This window comes from Rhodococcus sp. 05-340-2, from assembly GCF_002258915.1.
Classification (GTDB): domain Bacteria; phylum Actinomycetota; class Actinomycetes; order Mycobacteriales; family Mycobacteriaceae; genus Rhodococcoides.
In genome coordinates, this window is sequence record NZ_NOYU01000006.1 from 120,879 (window position 1) to 145,415 (window position 24,537).

At 64.6% G+C, this 24,537-nt stretch carries 21 protein-coding genes; 9 read left to right on the plus strand and 12 right to left on the minus strand.

Annotated features, from left to right (window positions below):
- Positions 1-33: 33 nt before the first annotated feature.
- Positions 34-1,179, minus strand: a complete 1,146-nt coding sequence (locus CH271_RS02000) for an NADH:flavin oxidoreductase (RefSeq protein WP_179274849.1) — start codon at positions 1,177-1,179, stop codon at positions 34-36.
- Between the two features lie 65 nt (positions 1,180-1,244).
- On the opposite strand from CH271_RS02000, the gene CH271_RS02005 reads away from it, so the two are divergent.
- From CH271_RS02005 to CH271_RS02015, 3 genes are all read left to right on the plus strand, one after another.
- Positions 1,245-2,066, plus strand: a complete 822-nt coding sequence (locus CH271_RS02005) for a sulfurtransferase (RefSeq protein WP_094632418.1) — start codon at positions 1,245-1,247, stop codon at positions 2,064-2,066.
- Between the two features lie 71 nt (positions 2,067-2,137).
- Positions 2,138-2,959 carry an SDR family oxidoreductase gene (locus tag CH271_RS02010; RefSeq protein WP_037194941.1) on the plus strand — a complete coding sequence of 274 codons (822 nt, stop codon included), beginning with the start codon at positions 2,138-2,140 and terminating at the stop codon, positions 2,957-2,959.
- Positions 2,960-3,028: 69 nt separating this feature from the next.
- Positions 3,029-4,174 carry an acyl-CoA dehydrogenase family protein gene (locus CH271_RS02015; RefSeq protein WP_371828273.1) on the plus strand — a complete coding sequence of 382 codons (1,146 nt, stop codon included), beginning with the start codon at positions 3,029-3,031 and terminating at the stop codon, positions 4,172-4,174.
- A gap of 7 nt (positions 4,175-4,181) precedes the next feature.
- On the opposite strand, the gene CH271_RS29470 is transcribed toward CH271_RS02015, so the two are convergent.
- Entirely contained in the window at positions 4,182-5,219 is a 1,038-nt protein-coding gene (locus CH271_RS29470; RefSeq protein WP_094632420.1) for an SRPBCC domain-containing protein, read from the minus strand.
- Positions 5,216-5,575 carry an ArsR/SmtB family transcription factor gene (locus CH271_RS02025; protein WP_094632422.1) on the minus strand — a complete coding sequence of 120 codons (360 nt, stop codon included), beginning with the start codon at positions 5,573-5,575 and terminating at the stop codon, positions 5,216-5,218. The genes CH271_RS29470 and CH271_RS02025 overlap by 4 nt, the downstream gene beginning before the upstream one ends.
- 94 nt (positions 5,576-5,669) lie before the next feature.
- Between CH271_RS02025 and CH271_RS02030 the strand changes: the two genes are divergently transcribed.
- Positions 5,670-6,158 (plus strand): hypothetical protein, encoded by a 489-nt coding sequence (locus CH271_RS02030; protein ID WP_094632424.1) that lies wholly within the window; start codon positions 5,670-5,672, stop codon positions 6,156-6,158.
- A gap of 84 nt (positions 6,159-6,242) precedes the next feature.
- On the opposite strand, the gene CH271_RS02035 is transcribed toward CH271_RS02030, so the two are convergent.
- Genes CH271_RS02035 through CH271_RS02045 form a run of 3 tightly spaced genes read right to left on the minus strand, consistent with a single transcriptional unit; the run spans position 6,243 to position 10,490 of the window.
- On the minus strand, positions 6,243-7,352 hold the full coding sequence (locus tag CH271_RS02035; protein WP_037194945.1) for an NDMA-dependent alcohol dehydrogenase: 1,110 nt from the start codon (positions 7,350-7,352) through the stop codon (positions 6,243-6,245).
- 21 nt (positions 7,353-7,373) lie between these two features.
- Positions 7,374-8,843: an aldehyde dehydrogenase gene (locus CH271_RS02040; protein ID WP_094632426.1), complete on the minus strand. Its 1,470-nt coding sequence runs from the start codon at positions 8,841-8,843 to the stop codon at positions 7,374-7,376.
- Between the two features lie 54 nt (positions 8,844-8,897).
- A complete protein-coding gene (locus tag CH271_RS02045) occupies positions 8,898-10,490 on the minus strand; it encodes a sigma-54-dependent Fis family transcriptional regulator (RefSeq protein ID WP_094632428.1) in 1,593 nt (530 codons plus the stop codon).
- 167 nt (positions 10,491-10,657) lie between these two features.
- On the opposite strand from CH271_RS02045, the gene CH271_RS02050 reads away from it, so the two are divergent.
- Genes CH271_RS02050 through CH271_RS02060 form a run of 3 tightly spaced genes read left to right on the plus strand, consistent with a single transcriptional unit; the run spans position 10,658 to position 12,958 of the window.
- A complete protein-coding gene (locus tag CH271_RS02050; protein WP_094632430.1) occupies positions 10,658-11,257 on the plus strand; it encodes a DJ-1/PfpI family protein in 600 nt (199 codons plus the stop codon).
- Positions 11,254-11,718, plus strand: a complete 465-nt coding sequence (locus tag CH271_RS02055) for a MarR family winged helix-turn-helix transcriptional regulator (RefSeq protein ID WP_094632432.1) — start codon at positions 11,254-11,256, stop codon at positions 11,716-11,718. Before CH271_RS02050 ends, CH271_RS02055 begins: the two co-directional genes overlap by 4 nt.
- A 7-nt stretch (positions 11,719-11,725) precedes the next feature.
- Positions 11,726-12,958 carry a hypothetical protein gene (locus CH271_RS02060; RefSeq protein WP_094632434.1) on the plus strand — a complete coding sequence of 411 codons (1,233 nt, stop codon included), beginning with the start codon at positions 11,726-11,728 and terminating at the stop codon, positions 12,956-12,958.
- Here the strand turns inward: CH271_RS02060 and CH271_RS02065 are convergent.
- Entirely contained in the window at positions 12,940-13,554 is a 615-nt protein-coding gene (locus tag CH271_RS02065; protein WP_094632732.1) for a dihydrofolate reductase family protein, read from the minus strand. The two genes, CH271_RS02060 and CH271_RS02065, sit on opposite strands and share 19 nt — an antisense overlap.
- Positions 13,555-13,606: 52 nt before the next feature.
- Here CH271_RS02065 and CH271_RS02070 point away from each other — a divergent pair, with 52 nt between their 5' ends.
- Positions 13,607-14,611 (plus strand): aldo/keto reductase family protein, encoded by a 1,005-nt coding sequence (locus CH271_RS02070; RefSeq protein WP_037194955.1) that lies wholly within the window; start codon positions 13,607-13,609, stop codon positions 14,609-14,611.
- A gap of 45 nt (positions 14,612-14,656) precedes the next feature.
- On the plus strand, positions 14,657-16,129 hold the full coding sequence (locus CH271_RS02075) for a carboxylesterase/lipase family protein (protein ID WP_094632436.1): 1,473 nt from the start codon (positions 14,657-14,659) through the stop codon (positions 16,127-16,129).
- A 125-nt stretch (positions 16,130-16,254) separates the two neighbouring features.
- Here the strand turns inward: CH271_RS02075 and CH271_RS02080 are convergent, their stop codons facing one another.
- From CH271_RS02080 to CH271_RS02100, 5 genes are all read right to left on the minus strand, one after another.
- The gene (locus CH271_RS02080) at positions 16,255-18,096 is read right to left on the minus strand and encodes a flavin-containing monooxygenase (protein ID WP_094632438.1); all 1,842 of its coding nucleotides are present in this window, start codon (positions 18,094-18,096) and stop codon (positions 16,255-16,257) included.
- Positions 18,097-18,223: 127 nt separating this feature from the next.
- Positions 18,224-19,546: a PucR family transcriptional regulator gene (locus tag CH271_RS02085; protein ID WP_179274848.1), complete on the minus strand. Its 1,323-nt coding sequence runs from the start codon at positions 19,544-19,546 to the stop codon at positions 18,224-18,226.
- Positions 19,543-20,976 (minus strand): phytoene desaturase family protein, encoded by a 1,434-nt coding sequence (locus tag CH271_RS02090; RefSeq protein ID WP_037194960.1) that lies wholly within the window; start codon positions 20,974-20,976, stop codon positions 19,543-19,545. Before CH271_RS02090 ends, CH271_RS02085 begins: the two co-directional genes overlap by 4 nt.
- Positions 20,973-22,850, minus strand: a complete 1,878-nt coding sequence (locus CH271_RS02095; RefSeq protein ID WP_094632440.1) for a DUF3556 domain-containing protein — start codon at positions 22,848-22,850, stop codon at positions 20,973-20,975. Before CH271_RS02095 ends, CH271_RS02090 begins: the two co-directional genes overlap by 4 nt.
- 87 nt (positions 22,851-22,937) lie before the next feature.
- Positions 22,938-24,434: a class I adenylate-forming enzyme family protein gene (locus CH271_RS02100; RefSeq protein ID WP_094632442.1), complete on the minus strand. Its 1,497-nt coding sequence runs from the start codon at positions 24,432-24,434 to the stop codon at positions 22,938-22,940.
- Positions 24,435-24,537 lie beyond the last annotated feature (103 nt).

Consider the following 24,537-nt stretch of genomic DNA (forward strand, 5'->3'; position numbering starts at 1 on the left):
GCGATGCTGCCGAGGGTCTCTGTGCCCGCTCCGTCAGCTCAGGTGCTGAATGTGGTCGCGGGTGAATTCGATGCGCTCATCGACGCGTCCGTCTCCAACCTTGTTCACCCAATCGGGGTCGGACAGCAGTGCACGTCCGACGGCAACCAGATCGAACTCGTTGTCCTCGAACTGGCCGACCAGTGCATCGAGTCCGGTGACACCGGATGCGGCGTCCTCCGACCATGCCGAGGTGAACACCGAGTCGAGGCCAACCGATCCGACAGTGATCGTCGGCACGCCGGTGAGCTTGCGGGTCCACCCGGCCAAGCCCAGCTTTCCGTCGTTGCCGTCCAGCTCAGGGAACGCCGGATCCCAGTGGCGGCGGGTCGAGGCGTGCAGAATGTCCACTCCGGCGTCGACGAGAGGAGTCAGGACACGTCCGAGTTCCTCCGGATTCTGGGCGATCCGGGCGTCGAAGTGATTGCTCTTCCACTGCGAGAAGCGGTACACGATGGCGAAGTCCTCACCCACCGCGGCGCGGATCGCCGCAACGACCTGCGCGGGGAAGCGAGTCCGAGCTTCGAGAGAACCACCGAACTCGTCGTCGCGCACATTGGTTGTGGCCCAGAGGAATTCGTCGAGCAGATACCCGTGTGCGCCATGCAGTTCGAGGCCGTCGAAGCCGGTGTTCTTCGCGTTGACCGCGGCCTGCACCCACTGCGAGGTGAGTTCGTCGAGGTCGGCGTCGGTGAATGCCCGACCCACCGAAGAACCGTCGAGTGCAATGCCCGACGGGCTCACGGTGGTGACGTCCGGGAAGAGGCGAGGCTCGGTGCCGCGCTCGACACCGAGGTGCCACAGCTGCGGGATGATCGCGCCGCCCTCGGCGTGGACGGCGTCGACGACACCCTTCCAGCCCTCGAGGCTGGCATCACCGTAGATCCGCGGGACGCGGGTATGAGGGCCGGCTGCCGGATCGGGAATGTAGGCGCCCTCGGTGATGATGAGGCCGGTGCCGCCGGCCGCGCGCTTGCGGTAGTACTCGGCGACATCCGGGCCGGGGATGCCGTCGGGAGAAAAGGCGCGCGTCATCGGGGCCATGGCGAAGCGATTGCGGAGCTTCAGCGACTTGACCTCGAACGGCTCGAAGAGCCCGGCGGTGGACAGATGCTGTGTTGTGGATGCAGTTTCGGTCACGCCTGCGCACAACCGGCATGCAACCCGAGCTATTCCCGGCGCAGGGCTGTTAGCGTCGGAGCCTTATGAGCCCCTCGCCGCTGATTTCTGCCGCCGAACTGCACGACCTCTTCGAGATGGGGCGGGCTCCGGTCGTCCTCGATATTCGATTCGTGCTGCAGACCGGAAGCGACAGAGCCGGTTACGAGGCCGGCCACATCCCGAACGCGCAGTTCGTGGACCTCGACGCGGAGCTTGCCGGGGTCCCGGGTTCGGGCGGCCGCCACCCGTTGCCCGACACCGAGACGTTCGTCGCAGCGATGCGCGGTGCCGGGGTGAGTGACGACTCCTCGGTCGTGGTCTACGACGGAGGGCCGGCGACCGCGGCCGCGCGCGGCTGGTGGTTGTTGCGCTACTACGGCCATGCCGACGTGCGAGTCCTCGACGGCGGTCTCGCCCAGTGGGTCGCGGCCGGATTCCCGATCGGTACCGAACCGTCGATCGTCGCGGCCGGATCGTTCACTGCGAGGCCGTCCCTTGCGTCCGTTCTCGACGTCGACGACGTACTCGACTTCGCCCGGGACAACGTACTGCTCGACGCCCGGGCACCCGAGAGGTTCCGCGGGGAAGTGGAACCGGTGGATCCAGTGGCCGGTCACATCCCCGGCGCGGTCAATCGGCCGACGACCGAGAACGTCGATACGGACGGCAAGTTTCTGGACCCCGGGGTACTCGATGGCACATTCGGTGGACTTGTGCCCGAGGGAAAGAAAGTCGCCGTCTACTGCGGTTCCGGGGTGACCGCGGCACATCAGATTCTCGCGCTCGAATTGGCGGGCATCGATGCTGCGTTGTATCCGGGCTCGTGGTCGGGATGGATCACCGATCCGACGCGTCCCCGGGCCTAGAGTGCGCCTCTGAGCAGCATGTTCATGCAACCAGGGTTGAACTTGAATCCGACTTCAACTATACCTGGGGCATGAAGGTTGAAGGCAGAGTTGCCATCGTCACCGGAGGTGGTGGCGGAATCGGCGGAGCCATCGCCGCTCGACTCTCCGAGCACGGCGCACGCGTCGTCGTCTCCGATCTCGACGAAACCACGGCCCGATCCGTGGCCGACGCCATCGAACGCGATCGGCCGGGAACGGCCGTCGCCGCTGCGGCGGACGCGTCGAACACCGAGGACATCCAACGGCTGATCGCGGTGGCCGAGGAGTCGTTCGGCCCCGTCGATCTCTACTTCGCCAACGCAGGCATCAGCGGCGCACCCGGACTCGACGCCGCCGAGCAGGACTGGGACCTGTCGTTCGACGTCAACGTACGCGCGCACATTCGGGCCGCGCAGCTGTTGGTGCCGGGTTGGCTCGAGCGCGGCGAGGGATACTTCGTCAGCACCGCCTCGGCGGCCGGCCTGCTCACCCAGATCGGCTCGGCGACATATGCGACGACCAAGCACGCGGCGGTCGGTTTCGCCGAGTGGATGAACGTCACCTACGGCAACCGCGGAATTCGCGTCAGCTGCCTGTGCCCGATGGGTGTCAACACCAAACTGCTCTACGAGGGACGCGAATCCGGAGATGCGTTGGGAGCGGCGGCAACTGCCGCGGTTCTCAGTGCCGGTGCCGTGCTCGAACCGCTCGATGTCGCCGATGTGGTGCTCGACGCGATGGACCGCGAGCAGTTCCTCATCCTGCCGCACGAGAACGTACTGGACATGTACCGCAACAAGGGTGCCGATTACGACCGGTGGTTGCGCGGCATGCGTCGCTACCAGGACAGCTTGCTCGACAACAACCGATAGGGGCCCACCGTGGCATTTTTCGAGACCTCCGACCGTGCGAAGAAATACGAGTCGGATCTGTTGGAATTCATGGACTCTCACATCTATCCGGCCGAGGCAGTGTACGAGCAGCAGATGCTCGAGTCGGGTGACCCGCACTTCCAGCCGCCGATCATCGAGGACTTGAAGAAGGAAGCGCGCTCGCGTGGACTGTGGAATCTGTTCCACCCGCATCCCGAGTGGGGCCCCGGTCTGACCAACCTCGAATACGCACCGCTGGCCGAGATCATGGGACGAAGCCTGCTCGCTCCCGAGGCATGCAACTGCAACGCACCGGACACCGGCAACATGGAGGTGTTCACGCTCTTCGGTACCGACGAGCACAAAGAGAAGTACCTGAAGCCGTTGCTGGACGGCACCATTCGCTCTGCCTTTGCGATGACCGAACCCGATGTGGCCAGCTCGGACGCCACCAACATCGCGATGAAGATGGACCGCGACGGTGACGACTTCATCCTCAACGGGCGCAAGTGGTGGACGTCCAATGCGATGCACAAGAACTGCAAGGTGCTCATCGTGATGGGCAAGACCGATCCCGAGGCGGCCACGCACCGTCAGCAGTCGATGCTGGTGGTGCCCATCGACGCACCCGGTGTCACCGTTCTGCGCAACCTGCCGGTGTTCGGCTACATCGACCGCGAAGGTCACGCCGAGGTGCTCTTCGAGGATGTGCGGGTTCCGGCCAAGGACGTGTTGAAGGGGCCGGGGGAGGGCTTCGCCATCAGCCAGGCTCGCCTGGGTCCCGGCCGTATCCACCACGCGATGCGCACCATCGGCGTGGCAGAACGTGCGCTCGAATTGCTCTGTCGCCGTGCGGTATCGCGCGTGACGTTCGGCAAGCCGGTGGCGATGCGCTCGAACATTCAGGACTGGATCGCCGAGGCGCGCATCGAGATCGAGAAGACCAGGTTGCTCACGTTCAAAGCCGCGTACCTGATGGACACCGTCGGGAACAAGGAAGCGCGCACGGAGATCGCAGCGATCAAGGTTGCGGCCCCCGAGATGGCTCTGAAGATCATCGACCGGGCCATCCAGGTCCACGGCGGAGGCGGAGTGTCCAACGACTTCCCGCTGGCCATGATGTACGCACACATACGCACGCTGCGGCTCGCAGACGGTCCCGACGAGGTGCACAAGATGTCGATCGCGAAAATGGAGCTGAAGAAGTATCTCTGAACGGAGGCTATCGGCCCGGCTGCCAGGCCGGGTCGCGGCCGATGAAGGCCATCAGCTGGTCCTGCGGGGACGCGTCGTCGGCAACGGGGACGGCGGGGCCGTACTGCCCGCTGTCCCGAAGCACCTGCTCCATCGGTCGCATGGCCTCGAGCGCTGCGGCGCAGCGTTCCTGGCCCAGATCAGGCTCTCGGCCGAGGGCTTTCGCCAGGTCCCAGGAGTGCATCCAGACGTCGGCGGTGTAGAACATGTCGATCGCCTCGTCCACCGGCATGTCTCCGGTGTGCGGGTTGCTCAGCACCCGGTCGGCGGGGTCGTCGAGAATCGCTTGGATGTCGGCGACGTGCTGCGTCCAGGCTGCGGCCGGGTCGGCTTCGACGTCGAGCGCGGGTAGCGCGATTCCTGCGCCCCCAGCGAGGAAGCCGCGAGACCACTCGATCAAATGCTGCACGACATCGCGTGCAGCCCAACCCGATACCGGGCTCGGCCCGGGCCAGTCCTCCGGTGACGCGGACAGAACGAGTGCACTGAACCTTGCCGCGTCCTGTGCGTGCTGCTGGGCCGGACCGGTGTGCTGCTGGAGGAGTTCGTCGAGCTTGTCGTAGCCCTCCTTCACGCCGACGTCCATGCCGCTCGACAGCATGCCGTCGCGACTCGCGAAGTCCGACATCACGCTCAGAACCCTCAGCCGTGTACCGCCATCGCCTCGGCTCTCGAAGGTGAGCGTTTCGAGCGCGACCGAGTCGGGTGCACCCTCCCAGGTGAAGGTCCACACGATTCGCTCGTTGGCACGCACCTCGTGGAAGCTGCCGAAGAACGCGGCGATCTCCTCACCGTCCCGGTCGTTGGCGAAAGCCCAGGCTCCTCCGGTATGCCCCTCCCACTTCAGTATTCGGGTCGTCAACGATCGCGGCCCCACCCATCGGCGATACAGCTCGGGGTCGATGTGAGCGCGAAAGACCTGCTCCGGCGTCGCATCGAACTCTCGGATGATCTCGATCGTGGGGACTTTCTCGTCCGCGACGATCTCGGTTTCGTGTGCAGTCATGACACTTCTTTCGTCTCGGTGGTCTTGTCGTCTGCGATGGTGTTCAGCAGGGCGTCGAGGCGTCGATAACGTTGTTCTGCTTCCTGGCGATAACGCTCGATCCATGTCGTCATCAGGCCGAACACTTCGGCGTCGAGATGCACCGGACGACGTTGGGCATCCTTGCTGCGCGTGACCAACCCGGCTTCCTCGAGCACCTTCACGTGTTTGGAGACAGCTTGCAGGCTCATCTCGTACGGCTCGGCCAGTTCGCTGACGTTCGCGTCACCGCCGGCGAGCCGGGCGACGATGTCACGCCGAGTGGGATCGGCCAGGGCCGCGAACGTCCTGTTGAGCTGCTCTGTTCGATCGTCCATGGGGTTCCTCGCTGTGCGTCGATGCCGAGAGTAGGCCGCTCGCCCGGCGTAGTCAACCATTTGGTTGATCAAGCTGATCGCCTACCCTCGACCCATGAGCGACGGTGACGACATGGTGCGGGACGTGCTCTCCCGGGCTCCGGGGCACCCCCTGCGGGTGGCGATCGACGGTGTGACGGCATCGGGGAAAACCACGTGCGCACAATGGCTGGTGAATGCTGTTGCAGCGCAGGGGCGTCCGTCCGTGCATGTGACCATGGACGGCTTCCATCACCGACGTGCCCACCGGTATCGACAGGGGCGGGCGTCGGCTCTCGGCTATTACCGGGACGCATACGACTTCGACGCGTTTGTCTCACACGTGCTGATCCCCTTGGGGCCGAACGGAAGCGGTGCCATTCGGCGTCGGGTCATCGATATGGCGACGGACGAGCCGGTGGATGATCCGCTCGGTGGCCCGGAGGCGGCAGGTCGGGCCTTCGACCAGCGCTATCACGCGGCATGCCGGATCTATGTGGACGAGGTGGATCCGCGCGCTCGGGCAACGCGAGTGTTGCCGGTCGACTGGATTGCTATCGGATGACCATCGTCCGTGCAGTCGGATGCGCGCAACGATGCGGTCGAGTGCCATCCAGCGCACTCGACCGCACCACTGCCGCAGCGTGTTTCAGAAATGAATCACCCCGCGCATGTTCTTGCCGTCGCGCAGGTCCTGGTAGCCCTCGTTGACCTGTTCGAGGGAGTAGGTCGAGGTGATCAGCTCGTCGAGCTTGAGTTGCCCGGCGTCGTACAGGCGTAGCAAGCGCACGATGTCGTACTGCGGGTTCGCGGACCCGAAGAGCGTGCCCTTGATCGTCTTCTGATTCAACGTCAGATCCGTGCCGGACACGTGCACCGTCAGCTTCTCGGGGTCTGCGAGGCCGGTGATGACGACGGTGCCGCCCTTGCCGATTGCCGCGGTCGCGGCCTGCACGACCTCCTCGTCGACGGTTCCGACCAGAATCAGAGCCTGGTCTGCTCCCTGGCCCCACGTGAGTTCGGTCAACTTCTCCTGGGCCGACGCGGCATCCGCGAACGCGTGAGTTGCGCCGAACTTCAGTGCCTGGTTGCGCTTGAACTCGAGCGGATCCACGACGAGCACATGCTTCGCGCCCGAATGTACAGCTCCCTGAACGGCATTGATGCCGAGGCCGCCGATGCCGTAGATGATCACCGAGTCGCCTGCGCGTACACCGCCCGCGTACACGGCGGTACCCCATCCGGACGGAACGCCGCAGCCCACGAGAACTGCTGTCTCCAAGGGCAACCAGTCGTCGATCTTGACGACGGAGTGCTGGGAGATGGTGGCGCGCTCGGAGAAGGTACCGAGCATGCACATCGCTCCGAATTCGGTGCCCTTGCTGTCACGGCGACGGAACGTGCCGTCGGGCATGCAGCCCTCGAGGATCGTTGCGCCCATGTCGCACAGGTTCTGTCGCCCGGTGGAACAGTAGCGGCAGGTGCCGCAGTTCGGGATGAAGGAACAGACGACATGATCGCCTGGCTTGACCTTGGTTACGCCGGGACCGACTTCCTCGATGATGCCGGAACCCTCGTGGCCGCCGACGATGGGAAAGCGTGGTGGCAGGTCGCCGTCGAGCAGATGTAGATCCGAATGACACAGTCCTGCTGCGACATACTTGATCAGGACTTCACCGGGGCCGGGGCCGTCCATCTCGAGTTCGATGATCTCGAACGGCTTGTGCGGCTCGAACAGTACTGCTGCTTTGGTCTTCACAGAGATTCTCCTGAGTTCGATTCAGCGGTAGATGGATTTGACGTGCTGGAAATTTCCGATGGCGTCGGGCCCCAGCTCGCGCCCGATTCCGCTGTCCTTGACCCCGCCGAACGGGGACGAGGGATCCACCATGTAGTGGTTGATGCCGATCGTTCCGGTGTGAATTCGTTTGGCCACGTTGAAACCTCGCTCGTCGTCGGCGGTCCAGACTGATCCACCGAGTCCGAAATCAGAGTCGTTGGCGATGCTGATCGCCTCGGCTTCGTCGCCGTACGGGATGATCGACAGGACGGGCCCGAAGATCTCTTCCTGCGCGATGGTGTGGTTGTTGTCGACGTCGGCGAAGATCGTCGGTTGAACGAACCAGCCGCGATCGAGGTCCGCGGGCCGACCGCCGCCGGTGACGAGCCGAGCACCGTCGCCGCTGCCTTTGGCGATGTACCCCTCGACGCGATCCCGTTGGCGCTCAGTGGCCATCGGCCCGATCTGGGTGGCCGGGTCGAGCGCGTCGCCGACGGCCAGAGAGTTCGCGAACGCCTCCATCATGCCGACGACCTCGTCGTAGCGGGAGCGCGGCGCGAGGACTCGGGTGCCGAGGAAGCACGTCTGACCGTTGTTGAGAAACGTTGCACCGAAGAGGTTCTCGCCGATCTCGGCGAGATCGAGATTCGCGTCGTCGAGGATGATCGACGCCGACTTTCCGCCCAGTTCGAGAGTCACCGGGCGCAACAGGCGGCCACATGTTTCGGCGATGGACCGCCCGGCTGCGGTGGAGCCGGTGAACGCGACCTTGTCGATGCCTCGATGCGAGACCAGATGGGCACCGATCTCACGGCCACCGGGAACGATGTTGATGACGCCGGGCGGCAACCCAGCGGCAATGATGGCCTCCGCCAACACAACCGAGTCGAGCACCGTCTCGGGAGACGGCTTGAGCACGACGGTGCAGCCGGCTGCGAGGGCCGGTGCGTACTTGAACGCGGCCAGAGTCTGCGGGAAATTCCACGGTGCGATGGCGCCGACGACGCCGATCGGCTCGCGTCGAACCGTTGTCATCCCGCCCATCAGGTGGGGGTGAGATTCCTCGAACTGCGCGGTTCGCGCGAGACCCGAGAAATACCGCATCACGGCGACCGGGAAGCCGCCTTCGAGTTGCTCCGCAATGGAGATCGGCATGCCGTTCTGTGCCGCCACGAGTCGGGCGAGCTGGTCGCCTCGCTTCTCGTACTCGTCGGCGAGTCGATCGATCGCGTCGGCGCGCTTCGAAGGCTCCCACCGACTCCAACCGCTGGGGTCCTCGAATGCGCGGCGGGCAGCAGCCACCGCCGCATCGACGTCGGCTTCCTGTGCCTCGGGTACCGATCCGATGCGTTCTTCGCTACTTGCCGAACGGACTTCGATGCGGGCGGACGAGCTGGGTTCCACCCACTCGCCGCCGATGAAGAGCGACGGTGCGTCGAGCTGCTCTCGTGTTGTCGTGTGTGCATCCATGCATACGAGTGTGACCCCGATCACGGATGTCGAGTGTTCAGAAAGTGGACAACCTCAGCCGAGGATGCCGAACTCGCGCATCCGCTTGTACAGGGTGGTCCGACTGATTCCCAGGCTCTCCGCCGTCGTGCGTTTGTTGCCGCCCTGCCGCGCCAACTCGTGCACGATGGCGTCGCGCATCGCGGTGTCGAGCGTGCTCATCCGAGTCGTCGACGCGTTCTTGCGCGGTCTGACCAGTTCTCGTTCGGTGATGTCTCCGACGGACCTACGCGATGCGGCCTCGGTGACCTCGGCTCGGAGTTCGCCGATGTTGCCCGGCCAGTCGTAGTCGATCAGCGCCGACAACGCCGCAGGCGTGAAGTGCGCGCGGGATTCGAGCTCGGCCATGATGGCGCGGACCAGGTCCGGGATTTCGTGTCGGCGAGAACGCAAGGGGGCCAGCTCGATGGTGTCGGCGCACAGTGACAGGAGTTGGCGGTGTTCGAGTTCGGCCGAGTCGGTGGTCGAGCTCGACAACGCGTACCACCCGCGGGCGGACGACAGAGTCGAATGCAACCGGCTCGCCACCGGACCCGGGAGGAAGTGCACGTTCTTGATCACCACATCGTGTGCAGCCTCGACCTGATGCTCGACGGCTGTCAACCACTCGGCCGGGGTCGTCGTCACCAGATCTGCGGCGTCGAACCAGTGCGGTGACGTCGTTGCTGTCAGTCGGGCGAGGGTGGTCGACTTTCCGGTTCCGGGTTCGCCGATGACACACAACGGCTTTCGGATTCTCGGAGTGGGAAGTGGGGTGCGCGCGGTGTCGTGAGGATCGATCTCGATGACGATTCCAGCGGCCGATACCGGACGCTCCCAGCGCACGGTTGCGTGCAGTCCGGAATTGAGGCTCACATCGTGTACGACGCCACTGCGCCGGATCGAATCGTCTGTGAGCGCGCGCAGTGCGGAATGATCGACTGAATCGATCATTGCTGCAGCGCTGGTGTTTTCGAGCAGAATTTCGTCGGCGATCGCGATGACCGGCGCACCGCGACGCTGCGAAGACGCGTACTGAAATGCCTGGAACAGTCGATGTTCACCGGAGCGGGTCTCTTCGAGGAGCCTGCCCTGAATGTCCTGTGCGGCATGGACGAGCATCGGTTCGAGTAGCGGGTTGTCACCGGAGGCCAGGAAGGTGATGTCGAGGACGCCCTCGATGCGGCGTGTGACGGGGTGGATCAGGGGGTGGCCGTAGCAACTGAAGGTCTTCATCGACTCGATGTAGTGCTCCTCGGCACGCACGGCACAGGGTGCGCGCATCTCGAAGGTCGTCGAGATCGAATTGGTTCCCGAAGCCTGTTCGGTGAACGACCGGCCGACGACCGCGCCGACCGAGGACACGGCATCTCGTAGCGAATGGGTGCCGAAACGGAGATCGACCAGCCGGGCATCGCGATCCGCGAGCAGGACGCAGTACCCGGAGCCGTCGAGCACACTCTCCATCCGATCGAGGATGGGGTTTGCCGCGGCGAGGAGGCGGCTGCGACGATCGACGTCACGAAGACTCGCCTGCTCCAGGGTGTCCGCTGGTGCGAGACCGCTCTGCGCCGACCGTTGCCAGGACTTGGCGATGGAATCTCGGAGCTTGTCTGCACCGCTGAGCATCGCGCGTACCTCCGTTGGCCGGCGCTTGGTCGTGCTGTGACGGTAGCGCCGACTGCCCGGTTCGACGCGCGTTTCGACAGAACCTGTCCGATCGGGCAGTGATGCATTGACAGTGCACTGTCATGAGCGCAAAATGACAGCACACTGTCAAATTCTGGAGGCTCGACATGACAACGATCGCTCTGTACGCCACCGACACCATGGCCGACTGGGAATACGGATACCTCACCGCAGGTCTGGCCATGGCCCGCGAGCAGGACCCGGACGCCAACCGGCTGATCATCGCATCGGAGACGGGGGAGGCCGTCACGACGATGGGCGGATTGCGCATCACTCCCGACGTTGCGCTCGCCGGGCTTCCCACTCTCGATGCGTTGATTCTGCCCGGCGCGCCCAGCTGGGACTCCGGTCACGATGCGGTGCTGAGGTTCGCAGTCGAACTCGTTGCGGCGGGCACTCCGGTCGCGGCGATCTGCGGGGCAACATTGGGGGTGGCCCGGGCCGGACTGCTCGACGACCGGCCGCATACCTCGAATGCCGCCGAGTTCCTCACGCAGGCAACCGAATATCGTGGAGCGGAGCACTACCGCGACGAGAAAGCAGTGTCCGACGGCACCGTGATCACCGCAGGCGGCGTGAGCCCGTTGGAGTTCGCGAAGCTCGTGTTCGAGCGGTTGAACGTGTTTCCCCAACCCGTGGTCGATGCCTGGTACGGCCTGTACACGACGGGGGAACGCAAGTACTACGACCAGCTGGCGGGCGCATGAGCCAGCGCACTCCGGAGGGTGATGCGCTCACAGCCCTGGTGTTGCCCGTCTTCGAGCTCAACGGTGAATTTCTCGCCGCCGCACACGACATCACCGAGCCGACGGGTCTGACTCCGGCGTGGTGGCAGGTCCTGGGAGCCACCCTGGACGAGCCGCTTTCGGTTGCCGACATCGCGCGACGCGTCGGGCTGGGGTTGGCACGGCAGAGTGTGCAGCGGACGGCAAATCTGTTGGTGGACAAAGGTTGGGCCGTGTACGTCGACAACCCGAACCACAAGCGGGCAAAGCTGCTGGAGCCGACCCCCAAGGGGCGCGACACCGTGGCCGAGCTGCGGGATGCGCAACATGCGTGGTCCGATGCAGTGGGATCCGCTGTGGGAGAAAGCGAACTGCAGGCGTTCGCGGCAACCCTGGAGAAGATCCTCGCGGCATCACGGGACTATCGCGGGGGCAGTGCATAATTCGGGCATGGTTGCGCTCGGGGTACTTCTGACCGGATTGCTGGCCGGATTGTCGATGCAGTCCGGCGGGATCGACATCTTCGGCGACACCAGGTTCGGCGGGCTGCTGTTCTCCAGTGGCGGCGTGGGAGTTGCGGTCGCGCTGATTCTTGCGTCGGGTACGGCGATGGTCGTTCGTCGGCGCAGCGTGCTGGCCGGACTGTCCATCGCCGCTGCTGTTGTCATCGGGGGCTCGGTACTGCTGTTCTCGTCCGACTCCGCCGAGGTGGTGGCAGGCGGAGTCCTGTTGGGATGCAGTGCAGTACAGGCGAATCGGAGACGAGTTCATCAGGCGCTACTGATCGGGTCCTTCCTTCTCGGCCTGCTGTCCGCCGGCGCGGTCGAGGCATTGCACTACCCCGCTGTTCCCCGGCGCTACGCCGACTACCTCACCGAATCCGATATGGGCACACCGGTGGTCGTTCCGGTGCTGTGCGTGCTCGTGGTGGTGGCAGTGGCGTGGGCAGCGCGCAACGAAAACCAGGGCGAAAGCCCGGCGACCGAGCGCGATATCCGCACAGTCGCGGCGGTACTGCTGGTGACGATCGGTGGGCTGCTGCTGAATGTGGCGTTCGTGTTCAGCATGTTCCAGAGCGAGTACGGGTTCGGCGGCCGCTGGTACTACGGCCTTTTCGTCGTACTCGTATTGTTCGCAGCCGCTGCTCTGCTACCGGGCCGTAGCGGCGTCATGGTCCTCGCCGGAACGGCCGTGTTGCTCACCTCGACCACGACCTCGGGTGTGGGTATCAGTGTCTCGGACGGAGTGTGGACACTCGGACTCGTAGCCGTCATTGCAGTCTCGGTGGCGGCCGGTACTGCGCTCGGATTGCGTTGGGGGCGTGCGCTGATCGGCGTTGCAGTTCTGGCAGTGGTCTGCGTGACGGCACTGTTCGATAGCCCGCCGCTGGACAACGTGCACTACGTCGCGAGCCTGATCGTCTTTCCGGCCGCCGCGGCCTACCTGTACGTCGCGTGCACGCCTGCCGCCCCGACGCCGTCGACCCTCGGCCTTGCCATACCGGTGGCGATCACGGTGCCGATGGTCGTCACGTACGGATGGACGGCGTACACGCCGTTGACCTCCGCACTGACGGACACGTCCTGGCCCGAAAAGTGGCTCTCCACGGGTGGTGCATCGGCAACGGTCGTGCTCGCAGGCGTCGGGATGTGGGCTCTGAACCGCTACCGGGCTCGGCGGTAGACGACGTGGAGGACCTGGTCCGATCCCGCTACCTCGGTCCGCTCCATCGTCGTGGGGTCCCAGCCGTCGTAGATCGGTTCCCCAGCTCCGAGAATCACCGGCGAGACCGCAAGATGTAGGTGATCGACGAGCCCTGCCTTCAAGTACTGCCGCACCGTCGATGCCCCGCCGCCGAGGCGCACGTCCTTGCCCGACGCCGCCTCGTGGGCACGATCGAGCACCGTTTCGATGGGATCGTCGGTGAAGTGGAACGTGGTGCCGACCATCTCCAGTGGCGGCCGTGGGTGATGGGTCAGGACGAACACCGGGTGGTGGTACGGCGGCTCCTCACCCCACCAGCCGCGCCAGCTGTAGTCCGGCCACTCGCCGCGGACCGGACCGAACATGTTGCGGCCCATGATGGTTGCGCCGATGTTCTCGGTGCCGAGATCGAGCATCCGCTGATCGGTGTCAGGGTCTTCTGTGTCGGAGCGGTCGGCGAACACCCACTGGTGCAGCGCCATGCCGTCGACGCCCATGGGGTTGTCCTGGCTCTGATCAGGACCGGCGGCGAAGCCGTCGAGCGAGACCGACAGATTGTGTACCCGAAGTGTCATACCCGAGTAGACCACCAGCGGAGGGCAAAGTCATCGGAGTACCGTTTTCTTCATGGCTTACAGATACCTCGGAAACAGCGGACTGAAGATTTCGGAGATCACCTACGGCAACTGGTTGACCCACGGATCGCAGGTGGAGAACGACATCGCCACCCAGTGCGTACGCGCGGCCCTCGATGCCGGCATCACCACCTTCGACACCGCCGACGTCTACGCCAACGGAGCCGCCGAGACGGTGCTCGGGGACGCGTTGAAAGGGGAGCGTCGAGAATCGCTGGAGATCTTCACCAAGGTCTACTTCCCCGTCGGGCCCAAGGGCCCCAACGACACCGGACTCTCGCGCAAGCACATCCTCGAAGGCATCGACGCGTCGCTGCGTCGACTCGGCACCGACTACGTGGACCTCTACCAGGCGCATCGCTACGACGTCGAGACCCCGCTCGAGGAGACCATCGCCGCGTTCGGTGATGTCGTCCGCCAGGGCAAGGCGCTCTACATCGGCGTCTCCGAATGGACCGCCGATCAACTGCGCGCCGGGCAGGAACTCGCCCGTCAGAACGGCTTCTCGATCATCTCGAATCAGCCGCAGTACTCGGCGCTGTGGCGCGTCATCGAGGATCAGGTGATCCCGACTTCGAAGGAACTGGGCATCTCGCAGATCGTCTGGTCGCCCATCGCCCAGGGTGTGCTCACCGGAAAGTATCTCCCCGGTCAACCACTGCCCGACGGCTCGCGCGCCAAGGACGACAAGGGCGGCGACAAGATGATCGCGCGGTACCTCGACGACCAGACGCTCACCCGGGTGCAGCAGTTGAAGCCCATCGCGGACGATCTGGGAATCACCATGGCGCAGTTGGCCGTTGCGTGGGTACTGGCCAACGACAACATCGCGGCAGCGCTGGTCGGAGCCTCGCGCCCCGAGCAGATCGCCGAGAACATCAAGGCCTCCGAGGTGACCCTCGACGCCGACGTGCTCGCGAAGATCGACGACGCCCTCGGTGATTCCGTCGAGCGGGACGCGAGCAAGACGGGCTCGCCGGAAGCACGTCTGGTCTGACCGCCTGCCCGAGTCGGTCCGATCCGAACAGGGTAATAAGGAGGTATGGACATGATCACCGTCGATACACCTCAGGGCCAGGTTCGCGGTCGGACCGGCGCAGGCATCACCTCGTTCCTCGGAGTTCCGTACGCCGAGGCCCCGTTCGGACCCCGCCGCTTCCAGGCTCCGTCGCCGCCGCCCACGTGGGACGGAGTGCGCGACGCCCTCGACTTCGGGGCCACCGTCCCCAAGGTGGGATACCGGCCACCGACCAGTGAGATCCTCAGCGAGCCGGTGGTGCCCGGTGACGACTGCCTGAACGTCAACGTCTTCACCCCCGACGTCAGTGGATCGGCACCGGTGTTCGTCTGGATCCACGGCGGCGCATTCGTCAACGGCAGCAACGCCATTCCCACGTACGACGGTTCCGCGTTCGCGCGCGACGGTGTCGTGGCCGTGGTGATCAACTACCGACTCGGAGTCGACGGCTTCGCGCTGATCGACGGTGCACCGGCCAACCGCGGGATGCTGGACCAGGTCGCAGCTCTCGAATGGGTCCGCGACCACATCGCCTCCTACGGCGGCGACCCGGCGCAGGTGACCATCGCGGGGGAGTCCGCGGGCGCGATGAGCGTCGGCACTCTGATGTCGATGCCCCGTGCCGAGGGACTCTTCCAGCGGGCAATTCTGCAGAGCGGAGGGGGTCACCACGTCATCACCGCCGAGACCGCGGCGAAGGTCTCCGCGGCGTTGGCCTCCGGGCTCGGCGTCGAGGCCTCGATCGACGGCCTCGGTTCGGTACCGGTGGATGCGTTGGTGGACGCCCAACGCGAACTGTCCGATCGGATCACCGCCGAGGCCCCGACCGGAGCGTGGGGTGAGCTGGCCCTGAACGTGATGGCCTTCGAGCCGTACATCGACGGCGATGTGGTTCCTGCACTGCCTTTTTCGAGGATCAGCGATGGTGCGAGCGCACAGGTGGACGTGTTGATCGGAACCACCAGCGAAGAACACGCGTTCTTCATCGTGCCGGCCGGACTCGTCCCGCACCTCACCGAGGACTACGTGAAGATGGTCCTCGCCGGGTACCGGGCCGACCCGTCCGCGCTGGACCGGTACCGCGAACAGCTGCCCGACGCCTCGGCGGGTGAGCTGATGATCGCCGTCATGACCGACTGGTTCTTCCGTATTCCGGCCACGCGTCTGGTCGAGGCTCGCTCCGGCGACGCCTTCGTCTACGAATTCACCTGGCGTTCGTCGCTGTTCGACGGAGCTCTCGGAGCCTGCCATGCGCTGGAGATCCCGTTCGTGTTCGACATGCTGCACAAGCCCGAGACCGCCCGCATCACCGGCCCGAACCCGCCGCAGCAGGTTGCCGATCAGATGCACCGTGCCTGGGTCGACTTCGTGCGCGACAGCTCTCCCGGCTGGGACCGGTACGGCACCGACCGCGCGGTGATGATGTTCGGCAACGAGCCCGGCGTCGCCCTCGATCCCAGGTCGGCAACACGCGCGGTGTGGGACGGGGTGCGCTGAGCACCTGAGCGCCTGAGCACCTGAGCACCTGAGCGGCTGCGCCGCACGTGCGCGCGGAGCCTGCGGTCGTTCCGCAGGCTCCGCTCCGAACCTCGTACTCTGCTACGAGTTTCCGCGCACATGGGTCAGCTCAGGTGATGCACTTCCTGCAGCCCGTAGACCGGGGTGTCGATGCCCTCGTAGCGTGCCTTGATCTGCAGGGCCAGGTAGAGCGAATAGTGCCGTGACTGATGCAGATTGCCGCCGTGGAACCAGAAATTCTCCTGCTGCGTCGGCTTCCACATGTTGCGCTGCTCGCCCTCCCATGGACCGGGATCCTTGGTGGTGTTCGAGCCGAGGCCCCAGCACTTGCCGACCTTGTCCGCGGTCTCCTGATCGATCAGGTCGGCGACCCAGCCGTTCATCGAGCCGTAGCCGGTGGCGTAGACGATGAGATCCGCCGGTAGCTCGGTGCCGCCGTCGAGCACGACGCCGGTCTTGCTGATCCGATCCACCTGCCCGGCAACGAGTTTGATCTTGCCGTCCGCCACCAGCTCGGATGCGCCGACGTCGATGTAGTAGCCAGAGCCGCGACGCAGGTACTTCATGAACAGTCCCGAACCGTCGTCACCGAAGTCGAGTTGGAAGCCGGCCTTCTCCAGCCGATCGTAGAAGTCCTTGTCCTGCTCCGCGATCTGCTGGTACACCGGAATCTGGAACTCGTGCATGATCCGGTAGGGCAACGATGCGAACGTGAGATCGGCTTTGCCCGTGGTCATCCCGGACTCGACGGCTCGCTCGGAGTACAGATCACCGAGCGCGATCTCGCAGAGCGAATCGGACTTGACGATGTGCGTCGACGAGCGCTGCAGCATCGTCACATCGACGCCCGTCTCGTACAGCGCCTTGCAGATGTCGTGCGCGGAGTTGTTGGAACCCACCACCACGACGCGCTTGCCGACATAGGCGTCGGGACCGGGGTGTTCGCTGGAATGGTGCTGCTCGCCCTCGAATTCGTCCATGCCGGGGAAATTCGGCACGTTCTTCTTGCCGGACATTCCGGTGGCCATCACCAGCTGCTTGGGCCGCAGGATCACTTCTTCGCCGTCACGATCGACGACGACCGTCCATTCCTTCGCCACCTCGTCGTAGGTGGCGGACTTCGCCGTGGTCTTGCTCCAGTACGGCACTTCCATGACCTTGGTGTACATCTCGAGCCAGTCACCGATCTTGTCCTTCGGCGCGAACACCGGCCAGTTCGGCGGGAACGGTAGGTACGGGAGATGGTCGTACCAGACCGGGTCGTGCAGGCACAGCGACTTGTAGCGCCCGCGCCACTGGTCGCCGGGGCGCTCTGCACGGTCGACGACGATCGCAGGCACGCCGAGCTGTCGGAACCGCGCACCGAGAGCGATGCCGCCCTGGCCGCCGCCGACGACGAGGGCGTACGGCTGCACGCTGTAGCCGAGTTCCTTCTCTTCGATCTCCTTCTTCTCCGCCCAGTTCTGGGTATCGGCATTCGAGCCGTGCACAGCGCCCTTGATGCGCGACTTGCCCTGACGCTCCTCGTGCCCCTTGAGCTCCTGCATCGTGGTCAGCAGAGTCCAGGCCACGTCGTCGCCGGTGTCGGCGTCGACGGTCAGGCGCAGGTGGCCTTTGCCGCGGCTGGTTGCGGTCTCGAACGCGATCCACGCCGAGACGACGCCGTCCGCTTCATCGGGAGTCTCGGTGGTGTGAAAGCCCGTCGGATCGGTGTCGTCGAGCCGCTCGGAGAGCATGTCGGAAACGCCGTCCCGGCCCTCCACCGTCTTGAGATTCCAGGTGAAGGTGACGAGGTCACGCCAGAAGCTGCTGACGGCGAACATGCCGGCAACACGAGGAACATCGCGTGCGACCAGTGCCTCCTCGAACTTCGCCAGCCAGGCGTCGACCCGTTCCTGCGGGGTGTGCGTGCGGGTGATGTCGACCGGCTCGATGGTCTGCGTCATGAAAACTCCTCGTGGCGAAAGTGTGCTCGTTGTGTGACCCAGCACACTCCCGCCCCGTGGCGAAGTCGAGAGTTGCAGTGGGTTGCAGCGCGCCGAGGTATCGACCGTGTCGAGAAGAAGCCCGTGTCTACGTATGGGTGGGCCTGAGAACCAGGGCTCCCAGAAACTGACACACCTGCAGTGCCAGCGCGAGATCGAGCTTGTCCCCGCTGGTCGTGTGTAGTTCGAGCGCTTTGGTCACCCGATACTTCACCGTGTTGCGGTGGACATTGAGTTCCTGGGCCGCGTGCAGATGACTCTCGTCGTGCGCGAAATATGCGTGCAGGGTGTTTCTCAGCACGGCCGCGTTGGGCGTGTCGTCCGCGAGCGTGCCCAGCGTCTCCCAGACCCAGTACCGGGCCGAATCGAGATCCTGGGCGAGCAGCGACACGATGGCCACATTCTTGTCGCCGTAGCCGAGAACCTCACGCACCGGTGTTCCGGGTATCGACGCGATGGAGTACGCGGCGCGTGCCTGCTCGTGGGTCCGGCGGAACCCGTCGACGCCCTTGCCCGGTAGCCCGACGGCCATGCGGGTGGAGTGGTCGAGGCGAACGGCCGCAGCAAGTTCGGCCGTATCGACCGTCGGCGTGCGGGTACCCAGGGGGATCCAGGCCCACGCGGTTCGGCGATCGATCGCGGTGACGATCGGCGGACCTGCGGAGCGCATCGCCGCGGCGGCGCGGCGGGAAATGACGTCGATCGATCCGAGGGTCGTCGTCGAGTCCGATCCATCGCTCCACACGACGACACCGAGATGATTCTGGTTCAGCAGGTAACCGGTGTGGGCCTCGAACGTCGTTGTGGTTCCGCTCCGGTCGGCCAGCAGTGTGTGAATGGTCGACGAATGAACGGTTCCCTTGGCACCGATCCACCGAATGCGTTCGGTCTCGTATGCGTCGAAGACGAACAGCGTTATCCAGTCGATGTAGTTGTAGACGACGTCCGAAATATGTTTCAGGACAGCAAAATCGAGCTCCGAATCGTTCGAGTTCTTCTTCACTTCCTCGAAGCAGATACTCATCATTTCGTTCTGGCCCAGGTGATAGGCCCGCACCAGTGAATTCGACGGAACATCGCGTTGAGCAAGGCGCAGTGCGTACTCGACGGCTGCGGTGGTCGGCTGCAGGCGGTCGACCGGAATGTCGTTGGCCAGTACATGAACGATCGTCGAGATGTTGCCGTGGACAGAGGCCTCGAGAAGCTGCACGAGGACGGGGTCGTCGTCCAGATGATCGATATCGTGCGCCATGAGCGAGGTCATCGCCCGGACCATGTCGAGTTCTCGCGCCGACAGCGACCGCGCGACCTGTGCGACGGCGGCGAGAACGTCCTCGTGGGCCGTCGCAGGCACATGAGCAAGCCGGCTGCGGGCAACCGCCCGACGGTCCTCGGGTTCGAGGTTCGTCACCCCACGTCCTTCTTCTGCCGCCGTAGGTGTCGCAACGCGGACTCCGCTGCGTTGTATCCACACATTCCGTGTGCGCCGGCACCCGGGGGAGTCGACGCGGAACACAGATACACCCCGGGAACTCCGATACTGTACGGATCCAACGCAATTCGAGGTCGAAGTACCACCTGAAGTTCGGTGTTCGCGCCCCCGATGATGTCGCCGCCGAGGTAGTTCGGATTCGAGGCCTCCAGTTCGGCGGGGGAGGTGACGACGGTGGCGACGACGATATCTCGGAATCCAGGTGCGAATCGTTCGATCTGGGCGATGATCGCCTCGGTCGCGTTGCCGGTGAATCCGTTGGGCACGTGGGCGTACGCGTACAGCGGATTGATCGACCCGGCAGATCGCGTCGGGTCGGCCACGTACTGCTGGCCCACCAACACGAACGGCCGATCCGGCATGACGCCCAGATTGATCGCCTTCTCGCTCGCCGCGATCTGCTCGAAGGAACCTCCCAAATGAACGGTGCCGGCGCGCCCGCACGCGGCGTTCGTCCACGGTACGTGTCCGTCGATCGCGAAATCGATCTTGAATGCGGCCGGAGCACGACGAAACTTGCGGTAGGAGCGCGCGATACGAGAGGGCACCGCATCGCCGTAGATGTCGAGAGCGCCGCGCGGTGACGTATCGAGCAGGACCACGTCGGATCGGGGAATGTCCGAGGCCGTACGTACTCGAACGCCGGTGTCGATCTTGCCGCCGTGATCGGCCAGCATCGATGCCAACGCCTGCGTTATCGCCCCGGAACCGCCCTCGGCCACCGGCCAGCCGTAGCGATGACCCGAGGCAGCGAGCATCAACCCGACGGCCGACGTCGCCGGTCGGTCCAATCGGTAGTAGGCGTGAGCCGCCAGCCCGCCGAACATCGCTCTCGCCTTGTCCGTTCGCCACCACTTCGCCGACACGGTGGCCGGTAGCAGTGCGCGTGGACCGAAGGCCGCAAGGGCCAGCGGGTGCCGCGGCACGTTCGCAATCGGGCGCATCAAGTCGGCAGCGAGAACATCGAAATTGCGGGCCAGGTCACCGAACATCCGGTTCCAGCGCACCCCGTCGACACCAAGACCGTCGGCCGTTGCCTCTATCGACCGGTGGATCGATCCTGCATCACCGTTGTCGAGCGGGTGCGCGCAGTCGATGTCCGCCAGTTGCCACCGCAGGCCGTAGCGCTCGAGGTCGAGCGTGCGCAGATACGGCGAACCCGCACCCATCGGATGGAACGCCGAACACAGATCGTGGGTCACACCCGGCACTGTCATCTCGGCGCTGCGCGTTCCCCCGCCGATGGTGTCCGCGGCCTCGAGAACATGAACATCGACCCCGGCGCGAGCGAGGCGTACCGCGGCAGCGAGCCCGTTCGGCCCGCTGCCGACGACCACGGCTGTGGTCATACCTGCTCGCCGCGTTGCGGAGCGGGCGCGACGACGGAGTCGCCTGCGGGGCGTGCGGTGTTCTCGCGCATCTTCGGTTCCTTCACGGTGCCGGGATCGGTGGCGGCGCGGTTCGCGTCGATGTCCAGTGTCCACGTCACAGTCACCGGAATCGGGCCGTTCGGCAACCACGGCTGCTGCTCGATGGCATCGGAGACCTTGTACGTACCGCGTTCGATGACTCCCAGTGCCGCATCGATGACCTGATATTGCTGGTAGCTCTTGTGAATGGGCTGCGACTCGATCCAGACCACGAGAAATTCTCCCGGCGCGAAATTGCATCGGCGTTGAATCGCCGCGATCAGCTTGGCGTCGTGCAGATGGCCGTCACCGAAGTTGAACGCCACGATCGAATTGCACGAGAACTCGGCGTCACGCAACGTGTAGGTGTCGATGTCCTCGCCGAGGTGATTCATCATCAGAGAGAACAGTGCGCGACCCTGGCTGTGCATCGAACGCCAGCCGAGCAGCTGGTGCATCACCACGTCGGCGACATCGGCCGGATAGGTCGCCAGCAGTTGAGTGCGAGTGTTCTGGCTCGGCCGCTTGATGAACTCGTCGATCTTGTCCTCGCAACCGGGAGCGAACGCCCACGTCGCCGACGCCCAGTTGCCGGCGTACTGACGCATCGACGGCAGGAACGAGACCAAATCGGGTCGGAGGTTGCCGACGATCGGGAAGAACACGAGCGCAACGACGATGACGGCCAGCAGCACCGGAGAGGAGAAGTCCCATACGGCGAAACCGTCGGCGTTCGGGAATCCGAGGAAGAGGAACACCGCCGCGAACGCGAAGAACAGATTCCATTCCAGCGGGACGGCGAGCGGGAACGTCGAGGTGATGAACAGGTGGAATGCGACCATCAATGCGGCGGCAGCGAGAGCGACGACGGCATCGGTGGTGAAGAGCAGGACCAGCGGCGTCGCGACCTCGACCAACGTTCCGAGGACGTGACCGATGCCGCCGGCCATCGTGGACGGGCGAAGGTCGTCCGGGAAGTTGCGGTAATGCGCGCGCTTGAGACGGGTCGAGGTGATCCACGGGGTGTTCGAGAGCATCGGCGGAATGACCATCGAGAAATGGTGGCCGAGCTTGGAGATTCCGGCACCGACCCACACCGAGACCATCAGCAGTTTGAGGGCGATGATCATGTCGACGAACGGCAGTAGCCCGAAGAACAGCACGGCTGGGAAATACTGCTCACCGCGGGCGGCGATGAAGATGACCTTGTCTCGCAACCCGATCACGACGAGAAGGGCGGCGAGGGTGATCATCAGTGCGGGCCGCACCAGGCCGTTGTTGTCCGCGATCGCAGCGTCGATCGAGCTGCTGTGCACGCCGGGAAGGATCAGTGCCGCAACGATGTTGCCCACGATCGCGGCGTAGACGATGACATCGAAGACCGTGCGGCTGTCACCGGAGGTGAAGGGCACCTTTCCCGGCCACGGTGGAAGACGAATCGTGTTGGGGCGCAACCAGAAGAGCGCGCCGCCCATCATCGGCTTGAAGTGACCGGCAAGCGGGCCCCACGATCCGCCCAGGCCGAGCGTTTCGAGGAGCAACGTCCACAGCAGGATCTTTTGGTACACGATCGGTTCGTTCCACCACGCCGAGAAGTCGAGAGGATTGTGCCCGGAGGTCAACGTGGCTATCGACACGCCGATGGCGAGGTAGAGGACTGCGAGTTTGAGAATGTAGATGGTGTGCACCATCTTCGGGGTTCCGAAGCCGTGGTCGGCCCAGTGGGTCGACATCGCCCGCAGTCGGTCGCGGAACGGTAGATCGAGGAAGGTGGCCGGGTCGACCGGCGGGAAGTTTCCTTCTTTGAATCCCATGTCGTTACTCCTGTGTGGGTGGTGTGGGTACGGGTGATCGCCTCACCGGGATCAGCCCTGGTGAGTGAGATGTTCGGAGCTGAAAAGTCAGCCGACGGGTGCAGCGGTGGAGCGGAGTTCGGTGCGCAGACGGGGCTTGTCGATCTTGCCGACGGGGTTCTTCGGGAGCGCGTCGACGAGGTGAATCGAAACGGGCAGTTTGACTTTCGCGACAAGATCACGGATGTGGTCCAGAAGTTCGGCGGATCCGACGGTTGCGGCCGGGTAGGTCACCACGTACGCGACGGGGACTTCGCCGTACACCTCGTCCGGTGCGCCCACGACGGCAACTTCGAGCACATCGGAATGGGTGGCGAGGGCATTCTCGATTTCCTTCGGATAGATGTTCTCCCCACCGCGAATGATCATGTCCTTGATGCGATCGACGAGGGTGAGGTAGCCATCGACGTCGAGATGCCCGACGTCGCCGGTGTGCAGCCATCCGTCGACGACGGTCCGTTCGGTCTCCTCCGGGCGACCGAAGTAGCCGCGCATGACGTTCGGGCCCGAGATCAGCACCTCACCGACGGTTCCGACGGGCAGGTGGTGGCCGTCCTCGTCGACGATGGCGATGCTCTGGCCCGGCAGTGCCGGACCGACGGTTCCCAACTTGCGGACTCCGGTGGGGGGATTGCACGCCGATGCGCAGGTCCCCTCGGTGAGGCCGTATCCCTCGACGAGGGCGAAACCGAATCTCGACTCGGCGCGGTCGAGAAGTTCCTTGGAGATCGGTGCGGCCCCGCACACGCCGAATCGGACGGACGAGAAGTCCGACTCGGGGTCCGGTGGCTGCGCGGCCAGCAACGCGTAGATCGTGGGGACGGCCGAGAAATAGGTCGGACGAAGCTCTTTCACGTCCTCGAAGAACCTTGTTGGACTGAACCGTCCGGTGATGCTGACCTGGCCTCCGGCGATCAATGGAGCGAGAACGCTGACGCAGATGGCATTGACGTGGAAGAGCGGCAGAACGAGCAGGCAGTGATCGTCGGCGGTCAGATCGAGATGTGTTGCCATCGCCGACGCCATGTACTGCAGATTGGCGTGGGTCAGCTCGACGCCTTTCGGCCGCCCCGTGGATCCGGAGGTGTAGATCAGCAGCGCAAGGTCGTCGGACTCGGGTTCGACCGAGCCGAGATCATCGAAAGATGTTGTGGTGGAGCCGAGTTCGTCGCCCGAGATGTCGTCGACGGTGAGGCAGACGATGCCGTCGACGCGCGGACGGCCGCTGTCGGTGATCGCGATGACCGCACGCGAGTCCGTGATCTGATGATGGGCCTCGGACGGCGTCAAGGTCGGGTTCACCGGAGTTGCGACCGCACCGATACGCCACGCGGCCATGATTGCGATGATCAGTTCGACTCGGTTGGGAAGTATCACGGCAATCACGTCGCCCGTACGGACCCCGTGTGCAGCCAACTGTGACGCGAAAACGTCTACGCGCCCGGCGAATTGGGCGTACGTCAATTCGGAGTGGTCGTCGCGAACGCACGGTCGATCTGCTCTTTCGGCCGAAGAACGCCACGGGAAGTACCCGATGACCGTCATGTGTGGATCCCCTCGCTAGTGCTGTGATCCACGACACTAGTGACGGAAGGTGGGTGTCGATAGAGCTCGCGAGGCCAGAGATCGGCTCATCTGTTGTTCTCCG

Excerpts from the sequence above, each read along its gene's own strand:
- CH271_RS02005 (WP_094632418.1), top strand. The coding sequence starts at position 1,245 with ATGAGCCCCTCGCCGCTGATTTCTGCCGCCGAACTGCACGACCTCTTC.
- CH271_RS02030 (WP_094632424.1), top strand. The coding sequence starts at position 5,670 with ATGAGCGACGGTGACGACATGGTGCGGGACGTGCTCTCCCGGGCTCCG.
- CH271_RS02070 (WP_037194955.1), top strand. The coding sequence starts at position 13,607 with ATGGCTTACAGATACCTCGGAAACAGCGGACTGAAGATTTCGGAGATC.
- CH271_RS02060 (WP_094632434.1), top strand. The coding sequence starts at position 11,726 with ATGGTTGCGCTCGGGGTACTTCTGACCGGATTGCTGGCCGGATTGTCG.
- CH271_RS02090 (WP_037194960.1), bottom strand. The coding sequence starts at position 20,976 with ATGACCACAGCCGTGGTCGTCGGCAGCGGGCCGAACGGGCTCGCTGCC.
- CH271_RS02075 (WP_094632436.1), top strand. The coding sequence starts at position 14,657 with ATGGACATGATCACCGTCGATACACCTCAGGGCCAGGTTCGCGGTCGG.
- CH271_RS02025 (WP_094632422.1), bottom strand. The coding sequence starts at position 5,575 with ATGGACGATCGAACAGAGCAGCTCAACAGGACGTTCGCGGCCCTGGCC.
- CH271_RS02015 (WP_371828273.1), top strand. The coding sequence starts at position 3,029 with ATGGACTCTCACATCTATCCGGCCGAGGCAGTGTACGAGCAGCAGATG.
- CH271_RS02040 (WP_094632426.1), bottom strand. The coding sequence starts at position 8,843 with ATGGATGCACACACGACAACACGAGAGCAGCTCGACGCACCGTCGCTC.
- CH271_RS02045 (WP_094632428.1), bottom strand. The coding sequence starts at position 10,490 with ATGCTCAGCGGTGCAGACAAGCTCCGAGATTCCATCGCCAAGTCCTGG.
- CH271_RS02100 (WP_094632442.1), bottom strand. The coding sequence starts at position 24,434 with ATGACGGTCATCGGGTACTTCCCGTGGCGTTCTTCGGCCGAAAGAGCA.
- CH271_RS29470 (WP_094632420.1), bottom strand. The coding sequence starts at position 5,219 with ATGACTGCACACGAAACCGAGATCGTCGCGGACGAGAAAGTCCCCACG.
- CH271_RS02080 (WP_094632438.1), bottom strand. The coding sequence starts at position 18,096 with ATGACGCAGACCATCGAGCCGGTCGACATCACCCGCACGCACACCCCG.
- CH271_RS02050 (WP_094632430.1), top strand. The coding sequence starts at position 10,658 with ATGACAACGATCGCTCTGTACGCCACCGACACCATGGCCGACTGGGAA.
- CH271_RS02010 (WP_037194941.1), top strand. The coding sequence starts at position 2,138 with ATGAAGGTTGAAGGCAGAGTTGCCATCGTCACCGGAGGTGGTGGCGGA.
- CH271_RS02055 (WP_094632432.1), top strand. The coding sequence starts at position 11,254 with ATGAGCCAGCGCACTCCGGAGGGTGATGCGCTCACAGCCCTGGTGTTG.
- CH271_RS02095 (WP_094632440.1), bottom strand. The coding sequence starts at position 22,850 with ATGGGATTCAAAGAAGGAAACTTCCCGCCGGTCGACCCGGCCACCTTC.
- CH271_RS02065 (WP_094632732.1), bottom strand. The coding sequence starts at position 13,554 with ATGACACTTCGGGTACACAATCTGTCGGTCTCGCTCGACGGCTTCGCC.